12 protein-coding genes are annotated in these 15,362 nt (G+C 71.5%); 4 read left to right on the top strand and 8 right to left on the bottom strand.

Translation table 11 applies throughout. From position 1 onward, the window contains the following. Nucleotides 1–104: 104 nt before the first annotated feature. Nucleotides 105–779 carry a hypothetical protein gene (locus ABTY04_RS26505; RefSeq protein ID WP_352215892.1) on the top strand — a complete coding sequence of 225 codons (675 nt, stop codon included), beginning with the start codon at nucleotides 105–107 and terminating at the stop codon, nucleotides 777–779. Nucleotides 780–1,043: 264 nt separating this feature from the next. Then, nucleotides 1,044–2,015, top strand: a complete 972-nt coding sequence (locus tag ABTY04_RS26500; protein ID WP_352215891.1) for an MBL fold metallo-hydrolase — start codon at nucleotides 1,044–1,046, stop codon at nucleotides 2,013–2,015. Nucleotides 2,016–2,111: 96 nt separating this feature from the next. Here ABTY04_RS26500 and ABTY04_RS26495 read toward each other — a convergent pair whose 3' ends face one another. After that, the gene (locus ABTY04_RS26495; RefSeq protein WP_352215890.1) at nucleotides 2,112–6,116 is read right to left on the bottom strand and encodes a CHAT domain-containing protein; all 4,005 of its coding nucleotides are present in this window, start codon (nucleotides 6,114–6,116) and stop codon (nucleotides 2,112–2,114) included. A 168-nt stretch (nucleotides 6,117–6,284) separates the two neighbouring features. Here ABTY04_RS26495 and ABTY04_RS26490 point away from each other — a divergent pair, with 168 nt between their 5' ends. Both ABTY04_RS26490 and ABTY04_RS26485 read left to right on the top strand, forming a co-directional pair. Beyond that, nucleotides 6,285–6,614 (top strand): hypothetical protein, encoded by a 330-nt coding sequence (locus ABTY04_RS26490; protein WP_352215889.1) that lies wholly within the window; start codon nucleotides 6,285–6,287, stop codon nucleotides 6,612–6,614. Nucleotides 6,615–6,643: 29 nt separating this feature from the next. Beyond that, nucleotides 6,644–7,234 (top strand): hypothetical protein, encoded by a 591-nt coding sequence (locus tag ABTY04_RS26485; protein ID WP_352215888.1) that lies wholly within the window; start codon nucleotides 6,644–6,646, stop codon nucleotides 7,232–7,234. A 147-nt stretch (nucleotides 7,235–7,381) separates the two neighbouring features. Here the strand turns inward: ABTY04_RS26485 and ABTY04_RS26480 are convergent, their stop codons facing one another. From ABTY04_RS26480 to ABTY04_RS26450, 7 genes are all read right to left on the bottom strand, one after another. Next, nucleotides 7,382–8,542: a tetratricopeptide repeat protein gene (locus ABTY04_RS26480; RefSeq protein WP_352215887.1), complete on the bottom strand. Its 1,161-nt coding sequence runs from the start codon at nucleotides 8,540–8,542 to the stop codon at nucleotides 7,382–7,384. Further along, nucleotides 8,542–9,603: a tetratricopeptide repeat protein gene (locus ABTY04_RS26475; protein WP_352215886.1), complete on the bottom strand. Its 1,062-nt coding sequence runs from the start codon at nucleotides 9,601–9,603 to the stop codon at nucleotides 8,542–8,544. Before ABTY04_RS26475 ends, ABTY04_RS26480 begins: the two co-directional genes overlap by 1 nt. Then, nucleotides 9,600–10,937 carry an AAA family ATPase gene (locus tag ABTY04_RS26470; protein ID WP_352215885.1) on the bottom strand — a complete coding sequence of 446 codons (1,338 nt, stop codon included), beginning with the start codon at nucleotides 10,935–10,937 and terminating at the stop codon, nucleotides 9,600–9,602. Before ABTY04_RS26470 ends, ABTY04_RS26475 begins: the two co-directional genes overlap by 4 nt. A gap of 362 nt (nucleotides 10,938–11,299) precedes the next feature. Beyond that, entirely contained in the window at nucleotides 11,300–12,991 is a 1,692-nt protein-coding gene (locus tag ABTY04_RS26465) for a serine/threonine-protein kinase (RefSeq protein ID WP_352215884.1), read from the bottom strand. A 284-nt stretch (nucleotides 12,992–13,275) separates the two neighbouring features. Then, nucleotides 13,276–13,923, bottom strand: coding sequence for a protein-L-isoaspartate(D-aspartate) O-methyltransferase (locus ABTY04_RS26460; RefSeq protein WP_352215883.1), 648 nt, complete (start codon nucleotides 13,921–13,923; stop codon nucleotides 13,276–13,278). Nucleotides 13,924–14,002: 79 nt separating this feature from the next. Then, a complete protein-coding gene (locus ABTY04_RS26455) occupies nucleotides 14,003–14,131 on the bottom strand; it encodes a hypothetical protein (protein ID WP_352215882.1) in 129 nt (42 codons plus the stop codon). A gap of 252 nt (nucleotides 14,132–14,383) precedes the next feature. Then, on the bottom strand, nucleotides 14,384–15,349 hold the full coding sequence (locus ABTY04_RS26450) for a LysR family transcriptional regulator (protein ID WP_352215881.1): 966 nt from the start codon (nucleotides 15,347–15,349) through the stop codon (nucleotides 14,384–14,386). Nucleotides 15,350–15,362 lie beyond the last annotated feature (13 nt).

Genomic DNA, 15,362 nt, shown 5'->3' with positions numbered 1-15,362 from the left:
CGGATTGCAACAGGCGGTGATCGAACGTGCGGCCGATGGGCGCTTCAACTCGCCCCCGTCGTACGGCGGTCGACCTTCCCCCCAGCACGGTGAGAGGTACCACGATGACAACGAACCGCGTCAGGCGCTACGCAGCCCGCGCGCTGACAATTACGGTGGCGGCCTGCGCAGTCGCGGCGGCAAGCACCCTTTCGGCGTCCGCTGCCGACCAGCCGACACGGCCGCAGCTCATGGCGGACTGCGGCTCGGGTGAAGGCAAGTGCACGTTCAACTCGCCCAAGCTCGAGGAGGCATATCTGGGTGAGTTCCGTCAGGTGTCGAACTCACTGTTCAACTGCAGTACGTCTGACGCCACTCAGGCGATGACGTGGGACGACACGGTGGGATCCACCGACTCGTTGGGCGTCTCCGTCACCGCCGGTGGCAAGATCGCGGGCATCGTGGACCTCAGCATAACGGCGAGTTACAGCCACAGTTGGTCGAGTACCCACTCGGAGAGCAGCTCGCTCAACATGACGGTGAAGCCCGGCGAGGTGGGGTGGATCTCGCGTGCCCAGGTGATGCAGAAGGTCTCCGGTACGTGGCAGACCCACTACGACAGCCCCAAGTGGGGTCACTACTACTGGTTCTTCGAGGACACCATCACCAGCCCGGCCAAGAACGGCACTGACGGCAAGAGCAATGCGGTGGTGGTCAAGAGCCGGAAGATGACCGCCGCGGAGAAGCGCTCCTGCTCCGAGGATTCCCGCAAGGGCAGCGCGTTCGTCCAGGAACGCTGAGTGGCGGCTCGCCCGTGACGCCGGCCCCTTGTCCCCGCCCTGTGCGGGGGCAGGGGGCCGCAACCGCGGCCGCCGCGAACACCCGGCATTGCGGCCGTGGACGGTCCCGCCGTCGTTGCGCCCGCGTGCGGTGCATCCACCTCCACGGTCCCCGTACAGCCCAGGGCCCGGCTGTGCCCCGCGCCCGGAAAACCGCGGGCCGCCGCGGGCCACTGCCACTACGATCGGGCCTCACCTGATCACGGCGGTACGACGGAGGCACCGATGCCACAGGCCCCTTCGCGGACACCCGCCCACCCCGAACGGCTGGAGCAGGGACACCCGTTCCGGCAGTGGCAAACCTGGCGCGTACCCGGCACCGAGCTCACCCTCACCGGGTACTCGCGCGCCAACGACAAGACGTTCTTCCACATACCGGAACTGCGCTGCGCGCTCGACGCCGGACTGGCGGAAGGCCGTCAGGCGGACACCGTCTTCCTCACCCACACCCACCACGACCATTCCAAGGACCTCGACTACCTGGCCGCCAGGCCCGCCGGTGTCGACATCCACCTGCCCGCCGAGGCGGTGCCGTACGTGGAGACCTTTCTGCGGGCCTCGGCCGAACTGAACCACGGCACCGCCTACGACCCGGCCCTCGCCCCGAACTGCCGGCTGCACGGGGTGCGCGGCGGCGACGAGTTCACTTTCGGACGCCGTGGGCACCACGTGCGGGTAGTGGAGTGCGCGCACAAGGTGCCGTGTGTGGGATACGCGTTCTCCGAACGTCGCAAGGCACTGCTGCCCGAGTACGAGGAACTGTGGCGCTCCCTCGTCGAACAGGGCCGGGGCGCGGAGTTCGGCCGCATCCTGGCGCAGCGCCGCCAGGATGGCATCGAGGTCGAACGAGAGGTGCTCAAGCCGCTGTTCGCCTTCCTCGGCGACACCCATGTGAGCGTGTTCGCGGACAATCCGTGGCTCTTCGATTATCCGGTGGTCATCACTGAGTGCACCTATCTCGACGATGCCGAACTTGAGCGGGCCGACCGGGTCGGACACACCGTCTGGAGTCGGCTGAAGCCCGTCGTCGAGGCCCACCCGCACACCCTCTTCGTCCTCACCCACTTCAGCCTGCGTCACTCGGACCAGGACGTCCTCGCCTTCTTCCGTGACGAGCGGCCCGGCAACGTGCTGCTGTGGGTGCATCCGGACAGCCTGCTGCCCGGACAGCACCAGCACGGCGGTTCGCATGGCTGAAGTCCGCTGGTCGCAATGATGCCGCTGATGCATGCCCCGTGGCAGGCGCGCCCGATGGAGTACCGGCCCAGCCCCGCGCAGCTGCCCGTGCCTGCCTCAGCCACCGTGGTAGGCGAACGCGGCCCAGTGGTACGGCGCCTCGTGGAGCCTGATCTCGGGAGCCCGTCCGCCGCCGGCACCGTCGCCGGTGAGCGGGAAGGCCCGGTCGCGCAGCCAGATCTGTGCCCGCCGCAGTGCCTCTCCCAGCTCCAGCTCCGGATCGTCACGCTGCCATTCTTCGTACATGCGGCTGATCAGCATGGCAGTGCTCTCGTCGTTGACCGCCCAGAAGGATCCGACGACACCCACCGCACCGCTCTGCAACCAGGCGGTGGAAAGGCTGATCACCTCGTCCGGCAGCCCCGGGCCGATGACTGACGTCTGGCATGCAGACAGCACGACATGCCGCACATGGCTGAGGTCCCGGTCGACGACATCGGCAACGGTCAGCTTCTCGTCGTCCGCGAGGGTGAGTGCGTTCCGTGAGGGGTCCGCCGGCACCACCTCGCCGTGGCAGGCGAAGTGGAGGGTGTCGAAGTGCTCGATCTTGCGCAGGACGCGTTGGAGCCCGGCCTTCTCGTGGCGCAGATGCTCCCGCTCGCCCTTCCAGGCCCGCAGGACGCCTGCGGCCTCCACCTCGGTGTACGGCAGCGCAGGTGCCTGCACCGGCTTCGGCTCCTCGACGAGGAGCAGGCGGGGGAGGTCCGGCGGTGCACTCCCGCCGCGGGCGCGCAGGAGCATGCGGGCACTCGGCGCATAGCTGATCCGGATCCGGTCGAGGGCGTAGCTCCAGCCGGTCGGCGCGCTGCGGTCGACGGTCCCGGCGGCGTGCAGGGGCAGTAGGGAGAGCAGTCCGGTCGGCACCAGAGTGACATGAGTGATGTGGCCGTCGGAGTCCAGGGTTGCGAGGACGCGTTCCATGACCTCCTTCCACAGCCAGTGAAGGACGTCGTCGACCGGGCCGGACCGCTGGCCGCCGCCCGCTCCGGGAATCGCCCGCAAGAACGTCACGACCTGCTCCTGCACGCGCGCTGCGCGGAGTTCCGGGAGCTCCTGGTGGCTGATCTCACCGTCGGGGCGCACCAGGACGGCATGACCGCCGTCCTCGCCCGCGATGAGGTAGACGAGGGGGTGGAGCTCCGCCGCCTCGTGGACCTCCTCGATCCTCGTCGGGAGCAGGAAGGTCTCGTACCCCTTGATCGCGCGGATCTCGGAAGCCAGCGAATCCAGCGCCTCCGCCGCCTCTCGGGCGGCGTCCGGGGTCTGGGAGCCTTCGAGCCTGCGTGCCGCGACGTCATACCGGTCTGCCGTCCCGGCACGGTCCTCGCGCCGCAGTCGCCGCAACGTCGCGCCGACGCCGTTGAGTGCGTCGTCGATGAGGAGAGTACGGCCCTGCTCCAGGGAGAGCACGGCGCCCCGCGCGTCGCCGGTCTTCAGGAACGCGGTGGCGCTGCTGGAGGCCAGGCCGAGGACGCGGCGTGCCCAACTCTCCTGGTCCGTGCGCTGTACCTGGACGGCGATCAGACGCCGGGCCGAGACCTGCGCGGCGCCGAAGGCCTCCGTCGCCTCTCTCCATGCCTTGCGCTGCATCGCCCATTCGCCCCAGCCGGCCGCGGACGAGAGCGCGGCCGAAGGGTCGAGGTCGTGGCCGAGGCTTGCGGCACGCAGCTCCGTGGTGGCGGCTTCGAGGTCGGCCTGTGCGTGGTTCCGCCGGTACCGCTCGATCAGCGCGTTGCCGAGGTTCCCCCGGTAACCGACCACGTCCGAAGAGCGCTCCGCCGTTGCGGCGACCGCCTCCCGCAGGTGCTCGATGCTCCGGTCGACCTGTTCGGAGTCGTCCGGGCCGGCGGCGAGCAGCAGGGCGAAGCCGAGGTTGTTGAGCCAGCCTGGCCGGTGCGGGGACGTGGGCGGCACGGAGGCGAGGGCCCTCGTGAAAAGCTCGATGGCCTCCCGCAGGTCGCCGCGTGCCAGCAGTGCGCCGCCCAGGTTGTTCGTGTGCAGGGACGCCTCTCTGGTGCCCGCAGGGGTCATGGCCACGGCCCTTTCCAGATCCGTGACGGCCTGGTCCAGGTCCCGGGGGGCGGCGCTCTGATGGTGTCGGGCCAGATGCTTGGCGCCCAGGTTGTTGAGGTACGTCGCCATGGCGGCCGTGTCCGGCTGAACGTACGTGAGGGACTCGGTGTAGTGGCCGATGGCGGCGTCCAGATCGGCCAGCCGGTGGTCCCGATAGTACTTCGTCGAGTACGCGTTCCCCAGATTGTTGAGCGGGCTGTGGCGGTGCGGCGAGTCCGGTTCCAGGAGCTCAAGGGCCCGGTTCAGTGCCCGCAGCGCCTGGTTCAGGTCGGTCGTGTTGCCGAGGCTCTCGAAGCGCGCGGTGTGGCAGGCGCCGAGGTTGTCGAAGCGGATGGCGTAGAGGCGCGGCCGCGCCCTGGCGGCCTCGGTGTCCCGGGTGGCCTCGCGCAGCAGGCCGATCGCCTCGTCGAGCAGTTTCGGACCGCCCTGGAGCTGGAACTGCTCGCGCAGGCACAGGGCGAGGTTGTTCTTGTAGTACCCGGCCTCGTCCTCGGTCGTGGCGGCGGTGAGCGCCTCGCGGTTGAGCCGGACCGCCCGTGCCAGGACCTCGGCGTCCCCTTCGCGGCGGTACTTCTCGCGCAGGGCCAAGCTGAGGTTGGACAGCTGGTCGCCGGAGGGCGACCCGCCGGCCGCGCGTACGGCCTCGTAGGCGGAGGACAGCAGAGCCACTGCCCGGTCGAGGTCGTCGGGGTCGCCCGCGTACTGGTACCGGGTGTTGAGGACGAGGCCGACGTAGCCGGCCAGGCCGGGGTCAAAGCCTGCTGCGCCGGCCAGTTCGTCCGCGAGCCGGCCCGCCCGCAGCAGCGCCGGGGCATCGCCGTACCGGTCGTACGTCTGCCAGAGGATCAGGAGGAGGACCGTGGCGATCGTGCGCCGCGGCGAGGCGTACGGCCGCTCCAGGTCCAGCGCCGCCTCTGCGGCCCCGCGGCCGAGGCGCAGCGGAGCCGGGTCCGATGTCCTCTCGGCGGCGTACAGGGCCGTGATTGCGGCAGAGGCGAGGCTGCGCCTTCGGGTGCCGAGGGGCAGCCGGGGCCACCGCGGGTCGTTCAGAACATTCGTCCAGTACGGAAGAGCAGACGCGGGGTCCCCACCGGCCGCCCGCTCTGCAGCGGCGATCGACTCGGCCAGAGCGGCGGGGGTCTCTCCTGCCTCCTCGACCAGCAGCTCCACGGCTGCGCGGGCTGCTCCGACGTCCGCCGCCCGCACGATGACGGCTTCGCGATTGTTCTCGGAGATGCCTCCGGCCAGTCCGTCGGGCAGCACCGCCGCCACCAGGGCGGCGCATTCGGGTGTGCTCAGCTCGGGGTGGCGGACGAGCAGTTGGGCAGCCCTTTCCGGGTCTCCGGTCAGGAACTCGATGAGGCACTCGCGGAACAGCCCGGGGCTGGGCTGGAGGTCGTCCTCCTGCGGGGCGGGGCCGGGTGCGGGGAAGTACGCGATCGCGGCATCGACGCCTTCGGTACGGCACCGCTCCACCAGGAACCTGAAGGTGCTCACACGGAGAGCGATTTGCCCTCCGGCCGCCTGAGCCTGGGAGGCTACGAACTCGCCGACGACGACCGCCCGGTCGCTGAGGAGCTGCGGATTCTCGGCAAGTACCCGGAAGGCTTCCTCCCGGGTGGCTGTTTCGAACAGAGCGATCCAGGCCGGCATGATCTCGCCCGGTCCGGGCTCCAAGGGCTCCTGGTCGGTCCATTCGGCGAAGCCCGCGTCCAGCCCGACCTGCTGGCAGCGTCTCAGCAGCGCGACCCGCTGGCGAACGGCAGCCCTAGCCGGCTTCTCGCCGGCGTCGGCCGGCCAGGCGCGCTCGATCGCCGTAATGGTCCCGGCGGTCAGCAGTTCGGGATGGCCCTCAACGTACCGCCGGGTTTCCTCCCAGCTGCCGCACCCCACCAGTCCTCCGACTAGCTCGATGAGCCGGGCCTCGGTACCGGTCAGACGTCTCGGTGATTCCTCGCCGCCCACGCCTTCCTGACGAGATGTCAACATGCACCTCCCGGCCAATTGCGCTCTCGGGTGGAGAGCTCGCGTCGGCGGTCGAGCGGCAAGTATGGCAGCGGCGGGACAGTCTGTCCCCCGGGTCGTTGACAACCGTCGCGGCATGGCGCGAACCTTCAGTGGTCCGGCTGATGCCGTGGGGTGCGCGGGAGGAGACAGATGAGCGAGACGGAGCAGGACACCCCAGCTGAGCTGCTGCCTTACGAAGAACTGACCCGGCCCGAGTTCGCGGAGACGGCCGCTGCCACCTTCACTGCGGAACAGCTGTCGTCAGCGATCTTGCTCCAGGGGCCCTGCCCGCGCTGCCGGACACCGATCGAGGTCCACCTGCTGGAGCAGGTTGTCGGGCGTGGTGAGCCGGCCCAGCCCGCGGCCGAGCCAAAGACGATCTTCTGTACCTGCACGGACCCCCACCCGAATCGGCCCGAGAGCAGACGCTCCGGCTGCGGCGCCTACTGGACCCTCGTCTTGAATCGGGCGCGAGGGTGATCGAACTCTCCCCAGGGCCGACGCCCTCGGTGCACGACCTGCGCAGGGCCCAGGCCGTCGACGGCCTCGTACAAACCGAACTGGCCCGGACCCGGGCCGGCGCTGTGGCGTGGAGCACCGGACTGGCCGGCCTCCTCGCGGCCCTGCTGGGCTTCAGCCTGATCAGAGGGCGAACCGACGTCCGGGAGCTCGCGGTCACCTGGGCAGCCGCAGTCGGGATCCTCCTTGCAATCGCCCTCGTCAGTGGCGCACTCGCGGCACTGCTACTGCTCCGGGCGGCGCACGGCTTTCCCCGGGTGGCTGACGTCCAGGACGTGGAGCCGGAGGTGATCGCCAACCACAAGGAAGCCCTCACCTCGGCTGTCGCACTGCGGCGCGGCATCACGCTCAGCCTCGTCTGCGCCGGCCTGCTCAGCGCGGCCGTCGCGCTCACCTGGTACGGGCCTGGACGCGCGGAACCGATGATTCGCATCGGCACCAGTACCCAGACCGTCTGCGGCACGGTGGTGAGGACGGCCAACGGCGCAATCACGATCCGCGGCACCGGTGGGGAAACCTCAATCCCGCTGAGCAGCATCACCGCTGTGGGGAGCGTGCCGCTCTGCCCGCCTGGCCATTGATCCGAAACAGACGCCGGCGTCAACCACACATCGTGCGCGGCTACTTCGGCGGCCCGCACGTCCGCTACGTCCTGGACGAGAACCCTTCACCGTCTGCCGCCGAGCCGCCCGCACCGGGATGCACACCGCGTAGGCGCCGCCTCCCTCCTACGGCTTCGGCGCGCGTTGCTGGAGGGCGGTGTGGCCGGCCACGGACATGACGATCGCGAAGAAGAACAGCGGAATCGCGAGCGCGCTGAACACGGCGCTGTGCCACAACACCAGCGCCAAGGACGAGTGGACGATGAGCAGCGTGACGGCGAACGCCATCCCGAGGACCTGCCGGCAGCCGCGCGCCACCAGCAGGAGGGGACGGCGCAGGTGGGGCGGGACCCGCCGGGTCTGCCACAGCAGCCAGCCTCCCCAGCTGCCGACGAGCACGGCCGCGCACGCCAGGTAGGTGAGGAGGGCGTCGTTGCCGGTGGCGCCCGCGCGCAGGTGGGCGGAGCCGCACGACACGGCGATGATTCCGGCGAGGGCCACCCAGCGGGCGCCCGAGACCGTTCCCCAGGCCATGGTCTCCAGGTTGAAGCGGGCCTGGCGGTCGTTCAGGTCGAGGGCGGCGGACTGGACGAAGCCCTCGGCGGCCCGGGTCCACGAGCCGGGACGGAGCCACTGGCGGCGCAGATGGAGCAGCGAGAGGTTGTTGTGGGCCGCGCTGCTGTCCGGGTTGAGGCGCAGCGCCGTCTCGTAGGCCTGCCGGGCGACGCGGTGGTTGCCGGTGCGGTGGGCGGTCAGACCGAGGAGGAAGTGCGCGTCGCTCTCCTCGGGGGCGAGGGCGACGGCTGTGCGGGCCGACTCGCATGCGGCCCGCTTGCGTTCCACGCGGGCGGCGCGGTCGCGGACGGGGCGGTGGAGGACGCCGCGGTCGCGGACGGGGCGGTCGAGGACGGAGCGCCCGAGGACGGGGCGGTAGAGGACGGAGCGGTCGAGGACGGTGCCGAGGGTGTAGTGGCTCGCCCAGTACTGCGGGGCGAGTTCGACGGCGCGCCGGGCGGAGACCTCGGCCTGCTCGTACTCCTTCAGGGCGAGCAGGACGTGGGTGTGCGTCAGCCAGGCGCTCACCGACTCGGGTTCGACGCGCAGGGCCTGTTCGACGGCGGTGAGCGCCTGCTGTTCGTCGCCGAGGCGGTGCCGGCAGCGGGCGAGCAGCACGAGTGCGGTGGCGTCGTCGGGGTCGCCGGCGAGGTGCTGGGCGGCGAGTGCGGCTGCCTGCTCGTAGCGCTCCAGGTCGAAGAGGGCTTCGGCCTGTTGCAGGGACCGGCTCATCAGACCTTGTCCCGGTCGTGGGTGATGCTGAGCAGGTTCGGTACGAGTGCCAGCCAGAACAGGACCTGGGGGACCGTGCGCTCGCTCCACGGAAGAGCCACGAGCAGCAGCGCGCACAGGGTGGCCCAGGTGGCCTGGCCGAGTACGACCCTGGGCCAGAATGAGCGGCGCACGAGCGCGAACACGGTGAGCTGTGCCCCGGTCCGCAGCCGCCGGTAGCGGCGCCAGGCGCCGAAGCCCCACACCACGGCCATCAGGGTCAGCGCCCACAGCCGGGTGCCGAGATGGACGGGCAGCTCCTTCGCCTCGCCCCCGGTGGGGAAGACGTCGACGGTGACGGCGGCCATGACCAGACAGAGCAGGGCGAGCCATCGGGTGCCGCGCAGCATCCGGTAGACGGCCTTGTCGAGGTCGGAGCGGAGCGACTCGGAGTCGGGGGCGGCGGCGAGCGCGCCGGCGTAGAGGTCGGCGGCCCGGGCGGCGGACGTGCCGGGCTTGCGGGCCTCGCGCCCGGTGACCTCGGTGACGGCGAGCTGGTCGGTGGGGTCGATGCGCAGGAGCTGCCGCACGGACTCCTGCACCAGGTCGGAGCGGCTGTTGAACGCGGCGACCTTGTACATGGTGTGCCATGTGTCGACGACGTCGGGGCCGAGCCGGACGGCCTCCTGGGCCTCCTGGAGTGCCTCCTCCTTCGTCCCCACGAAGATCAGCATCTCGGCGCGCTGGGCACGCGGGCCCCAGCGTTCCGGCGCGAGGCGGATGGCCTCGCGCTGCGACTGCTCGGCCTCGGGCAGCCGGCTCATCCTGCGCAGGGCGAATCCGCGCATGAAGTGCCCGTCGGCGAACTCGGGTTGGAGCTTCAGTGCCTGGTCGGCGGCGTCGAGCCCCTCCTCGTTGCGGCCGAGGCCGGTGAGACAGCGGGCGCGCGCGGTCCACGCCTCGTGGTCGTCGGGTGCCTCGGCGAGACGCCGGTCGAGGAGGGCGAGGGCCTCGTCGTACCGCTTCATGCCGTAGAGCTCGACGGCCTGTTCGACCTGCGGGTGCAGGGATGTTCCACTCACAGCTTGCGCTTCTTCTTCAGGTAGGCGACCAGGTCGTCGTACATGCCGCCGTCGTTGGCGAACATGGCGACGTTACGGGCAGCGGCGAACCAGGATTCGCTGGACGGCTTGATCTGCTTGGCCGCGGCCAGGAGGTCCTTGGTGCCGATCATGCGGACGGTGCCGGAACGGGCGGAGTCCAGGAGCGCGTACTCGGCCGCGCTCTCGCAGACATGGGCGAGATCGGCGCCCGAGAAGTCCTCGGTGACCTTGACGATCTTGCCGAGATCGACGGACTCGATGGGACGCTCGCGCAGGTGGTAGCGGAGGATCGACTCCCGGGCCGGGGCGTCGGGCGGGAGCACGAGCAGGGTGCGGTCCAGACGGCCGGGGCGGCGCAGGGCGAGGTCCACGTCCCAGGGGACGTTGGTCGCGGCCAGCACGAAGACGCCTTCGTTCTGTGCCGCGTTGATGCCGTCGAGCTCGGTGAGGAGCTGGTTGACGACGTTGCGCAGACCGCTGTGGTGCGTACGCGAGCGCTTGGCGCCGAGCGCGTCCAGCTCGTCGAGGAAGACCACGCAGGGCGCCTGGCGGCGGGCGGCCTCGAAGATGTCGTGGACGTTCTTCTCCGAGCTGCCGATGTACATGTCGAGGATGTCGGAGAGCGAGACCGACATGAAGCCGGCACCGAGTTCGCCGGCGACGGCCCGCGCGATGAACGTCTTGCCGCAGCCGGGCGGGCCGTAAAGGAGCAGGCCGCCGCGGAGCGACTTGCCGTACAGCCTGCGGAGTTCGGGGTTGCGCATCGGGGCGAGGAAGGCGGCTTCGAGCCGGTCCTTGACCTGCTGCATGCCGCCGACGTCGGCGAGGCGTACGTCGCCGGGGGCGTCGATGTCCCAGGCGGAGGCATCGGCCGGGTCGCCACTGCCGTCCGCGGTCAGGGGGGCCTCGGTGGCGTCGCCCGCGTCGGCGGGGTCAGTGGGATCGATGGGGTCGGCGGCGAAGCGGGGGCCCACGACGTCGGCGACTTCCTGCTCGGCGGCGGCCCAGTCGAAGGCGGGGGGTCGGGTGCCGTCCGTGGCGGGTGAGGGGGCGGCGGACGCGGCGGCCTGGGGCGGGGTAGTGGTGGGCGGGGGCGTGCCGACCGTGGGCAGTTGCATGGCGCGGACCATCACGTCCCGTACGGCTTCGTCGCCCGGCGCGTGCTGCAGCGCGACCGCGGCTTGCATGACGGCCTCGTCGTGCCTCCCCTCCGCGAGGAGTAGTTCGGTGAAGTGCAGCCGCAGGGGCACGTCTTCGGGAGCCGCGGCGACGGCGGCCCGCAGGCTACGGATGAGAGGTGACTCGTCGGACATGGGGTCAGCCTAGAAAGCGGCTCACGGCTCTCGTCCACCGGGTGGGGTCGAGATCGACAGGCGCCTGGAGAACGCCGGCCCGACGGCGTCCGGCCCGCCACCACCACGAGCTTCTTGGGGGAGTAGCTGACCAAAACGTTCTTGGTCTGCTGGTGGTACACGGATCGCACCTCCCTTGACCAGGCAGGATGTCCGCCAAATCGCCGAGGTGGCAGCGGGCTGGTCCGCAACTGGCCTGGATCTTGGTCTGCTCGGGCAGCAGATGGGAGTACACGAGGCCGGGCCTGATGCGAGGCGGGGCCCGGTCCTCGCCACTGCGGTGCGGCGATGGCACGCAGCGTAAGACGGGTGGCGGCGGGAGGCTAACACGCGGGGGACGAGCCCTTCTGGCCGGTGAGGTCGCGGTTGTAGAGCCACCCGGTGGTGTTCGTGCCGTCCACGCGCACGTACGTCCACTGGTTGCCGTACGAGTTGACGATGTAGCAGTGGTACCAGAGCTTCGTGCCGTCCTTGACCAGGGCGCCGGCGGGGCAGTTCTGGTACGGCGCGGCCAGCAGGTGGTGGTCGCCGGAAATGTAGCCGTAGGTGCCCGGCTTCGGGTCCTTGTGGGTCCAGCCGGCGCAGCCCGTCGGGACGGGGCTCGGCTGGGCCGGGGCGGGCGAGGACGCCTTTGAGGAGGGTGGTGCCGTGTCCGGCTTCTTCGAGGCGGCGGCGGACGGCTTGGCCTGGGGCCCGGAGCCGGAGGGAGAGGGCCCCGGGGTGTCCGTGCCCGGCCGGCCGTCGGCTGCCGGGGAGCCGCTACCGGGCACCGGCGTCGGCGCCACCGCCCGCACCCGGTCGCTGCCGCCCCCCGTGGTCACGGCGTAGGTGACACCGCCGGCTGCGAGTACTGCGACGGCCGCCGCGGCTATCGCGACACGGCTGCGGCGGCGCGCTCGGTCCGCGACCTCGGGGTTCCGTGCGGCGGTCGGCGGCTGGCCCGGCGGGGGGAATCCGTTGTAGGGAGCCGGGACATGGGGTTGCGGAAATGATGCGGCGTCCAGGCCACCATGGACCCCGCCACCGACGACCGGCGGCGGCCCGAAGCCGACGGGCGGCCCCACGACGGGCGGCCCCACGACGGGCGGTGCCATCGGGGACGGCGCCCCGGCCGCGGAAACCGGCTGCGCGGGTCGCGCTCCGGCCCCGCCCTCCGCCACCCGCTCCAGCATCGCGCGGGCCTGGTCGGCGGTGGGCCGGCTCCCCGGCTCCTTCGCCATCAGCGCCTGCAGCACGGCCCCGAGCGGTCCCGCCCGCCGGGGTGCGGGCAGCGGTTCGGCGACGATCGCGGCCAGTGTGGACCACACGGAGGTACGGCGGAACGGCGAGGTGCCCTCCACCGCCGCGTACAGGGTCATCCCGAGCGACCAGATGTCCGAGGCGGGGCCGGGTTCCCGGCCCTGGGCGCGCTCAGGCGGCAGGTAGTCGAGCGACCCGACCAGCTCACCGCTGCGGGTCAGTTTCGCCATGGCCTCGTCACCGGAGGCCTCCATGGTGGCGATGCCGAAGTCGGTGAGGACGACCCGGCCGCCCGGCTCCAGCAGCACGTTGCCCGGCTTGACGTCCCGGTGCAGGACGCCGGCCCGGTGCGCGGCGTCGAGCGCGTCCATCAGCTTGGCACCGATCGCGGCGGCCTCGTACGGGTCCAGCGCGCCGCGCTCGGTCACCACCTCGTCGAGCGAGGGTCCGTCGACGAGCTCCATGACGATGACCGGGAGGCCCTGCTCCTGTGTCACGTCGTGCACGGTGACCACCCCGCTGTGCCGGATGCGGGCGGCGGCCTGCGCCTCGCGCTGCATCCGGGTCCGCAGGTCGGCCAGTTCGGAGGCGCTCGCGTCGGTGTAGGCCCGCAAGACCTTGACGGCGACCTCCCGGGCGAGCAGTTCGTCGACGGCCCGAGCGACCACTCCCATGCCGCCGCGGCCGATCACGGAGGTCACCCGGTAGCGCCCTCCGAGTACCTTGCCGACCAGGTCCCCGTCGTTGTCTTGCCCCTCTTGGCCCGCTGGCACCACATGCTCCGTTCCACGATCGGTCGTTCGTCTCGACGAACTGACGGGGCACAAGCGTAGATGCATGATCGGAGGGCAGGCCGCGCGGCCGCCTGCCCGGACGTCCTGGGAGCCCGTGCTCAGGCGGACGGTTCACGAGGGTCCGCGCTCCGGCCGGGCCGCGAGTGCTTCGGGCAGGGTGTCCCGGTTGGCCGGGGTGAGGTGTACGACCTCGACGTCGGGTGTTCTGTCCTGCGGGCCGGCGCCCGCGCCGCTGCAGAAGGGGCCGTCGGTGCCCTGGTCGGCCCTTACCAGCGCTGAGGGTAGCCATGGGCGCCGTACAGCCGGACGAAGTAGGCCGATGCGACCGTCGCGCGGTGCACGAGGCCGTGGGCCCGCCGCTCGTACAGCTCGACCCGTTCATGTCCCCCCGGGCCGATGGGCTGGACGAGCCGGCCACCGGTCCGCAGCTGTGTGATCAGCGGCTCCGGTACTTCAGGGAAGGCCGCGCAGACGATGACGGCGTCGTACGGAGCACGGGCCGGCACGCCGAGGGTTCCGTCGCCGAGGACGATCGCGGCGTTGTCGAGGCCCTGCCCGGCGAGCCGGCGGCGGGCTTCCTCGACCAGGTCCGGCCAGCGCTCGACGCCGACCACGTACCCGGCGAGGCGGGCCAGCAGCGCGGTCTGCCAGCCGTAGCCGGTGCCCACCTCCAGGACGCGTTCGCCTCCGGTGAGGCCGAGCGCGGAGACCATCATGGCGACCAGCGAGGGCTGGGTGGTCACCTGGTCGTGAGGGAGCGGCAGGGGCGTGTCGCGGTACGCGGAGGCCACGTGCTCGGCGGGGACGAACTCCGCCCGTGGCGTGACCCGGACGGCCTCCAGCAGCCGTACGTCCGTAACCCCCACGGCCCGCGCCGCACGGACCAGGTCCTCAGGAGACGACTCATGCCCCATGGGTCACCGGGGCGCGGGCGCGGCGGGTACCCGCCTGATCAGGGTGCCCCTTCGAGGTGGGCGTGTCGCTGATGTCGGCCTAGCTGTCCAGTGGTACGAGGACATGGGTCTCCGGGTAGTAGGCGGCGGCGCAGCAGTGCGTGGTCGGATGGACGACCAGCCGGAAGCTCTCCGCGCGGCGCTCCGGGGCGTCCGGTCCGATGCTCAAGATATCCATCCGTCAGCCGTCGGCCGGCCCGAGCGCGGCGAAGTCCGCCGGGCGAGTCGGAAACGGCAGTGGGCGCCCGCGGCGCGCGTCCACCGTGCGCGTCTGCGGACCGAGCGGCGAAGCCGACCTCCCGGTGATCCCGGCCCGCCGACGGGCCGCATCCTGGGGCACACAGCGCCGTTCCGCGACTCGGTGTCATCGGTCGGCGCGGCGATCCTGGCTCCGATGGCAGAAGGGCGCCCGTCCTGCGGTTCATGCGGAGGGCTGGGCCAGGTTCGGGTGGCGACGGCGCCAGTTCGCGTAGACCGGGCTGGCGGTGCAGGTGTCCAGATAGCCGGCCGCCGCCGTGCGGAGGATGGCGTCGCCGTGGGGGGTCAGTGGGCCGTCGCGGTGCCAGGCCAGGATGTGCCGGTACCAGAGCGGGTTTCCCGCGAGGGGGCGGACGGCGACGCCGGGGGTTTCCGAGAAGGTGGCCTGACAGAGGCTGACGGCCAGGCCCGCGCGGACCAGTTCGACCAGCTGGCGCCCTTCGGCCTCGTGCGGGGCGGAGGGGCGGCGGCCGGTCAGCGCGCACACGGAGGACCAGTACTCGCGGGTGCGGTCGCCGTCGGGCCGGGGCATCGCCCAGTCGTGATCGGCGAGTTCGGTCAGGGATACGGCCTCCTGGCGGGCCAGCGGGTGGGTCGCGGGCAGTAGGGCGAAGACGGGTTCGGTGACCAGGGGGGTGAGGACCACCCCGTCGCGCGGCGGCAGGACCTGCTCCGGGTGGTCGCCGAGGACCGCCGCCTCCAGGCGGCCGGCGGCGAGGTCGTCCAGCAGGGTGACGGGGGAGTAGTGGCACCGGGACGTCACCTCGGCCTCGGGCAGCAACCTCCCTATGGCCAGGATGAGGTGGCTGATGAGGGGAGCACCGACCGATCCGACGCGGACCCGGTCCGGGGATGCCAGGTGGCGGGCCGCGCGGGCGGTATCGGCGAGAAGCGCGTCGATGCCCGGCAGGACGGCGCGGGCCCGGGCCAGCACCAGCTCACCGAAAGCCGTGGGTGTGGCTCCGGCCCGCTGCCGGTCGAAGAGGACACCGCCGAGCATCGACTCGATGCGGCGCAATTGCGTGCTGAGGCCGGGCTGGGTCATGGACAGTGCGGCGGCGGCCCGCGTGAGGCTGCCGGCGTCGGCGATCGCGCACAGCACCCGCAGGTGCCGTACCTCCAGTTCCATGCGGCGCATGTTA

This window comes from Streptomyces sp. NPDC097981 (assembly GCF_040302565.1).
In the GTDB taxonomy this organism is placed as follows: Bacteria; Actinomycetota; Actinomycetes; order Streptomycetales; family Streptomycetaceae; genus Streptomyces.
The sequence above is the reverse complement of the archived record's forward strand: the minus strand, read 5'-3'. Positions and strand labels throughout refer to the sequence as shown.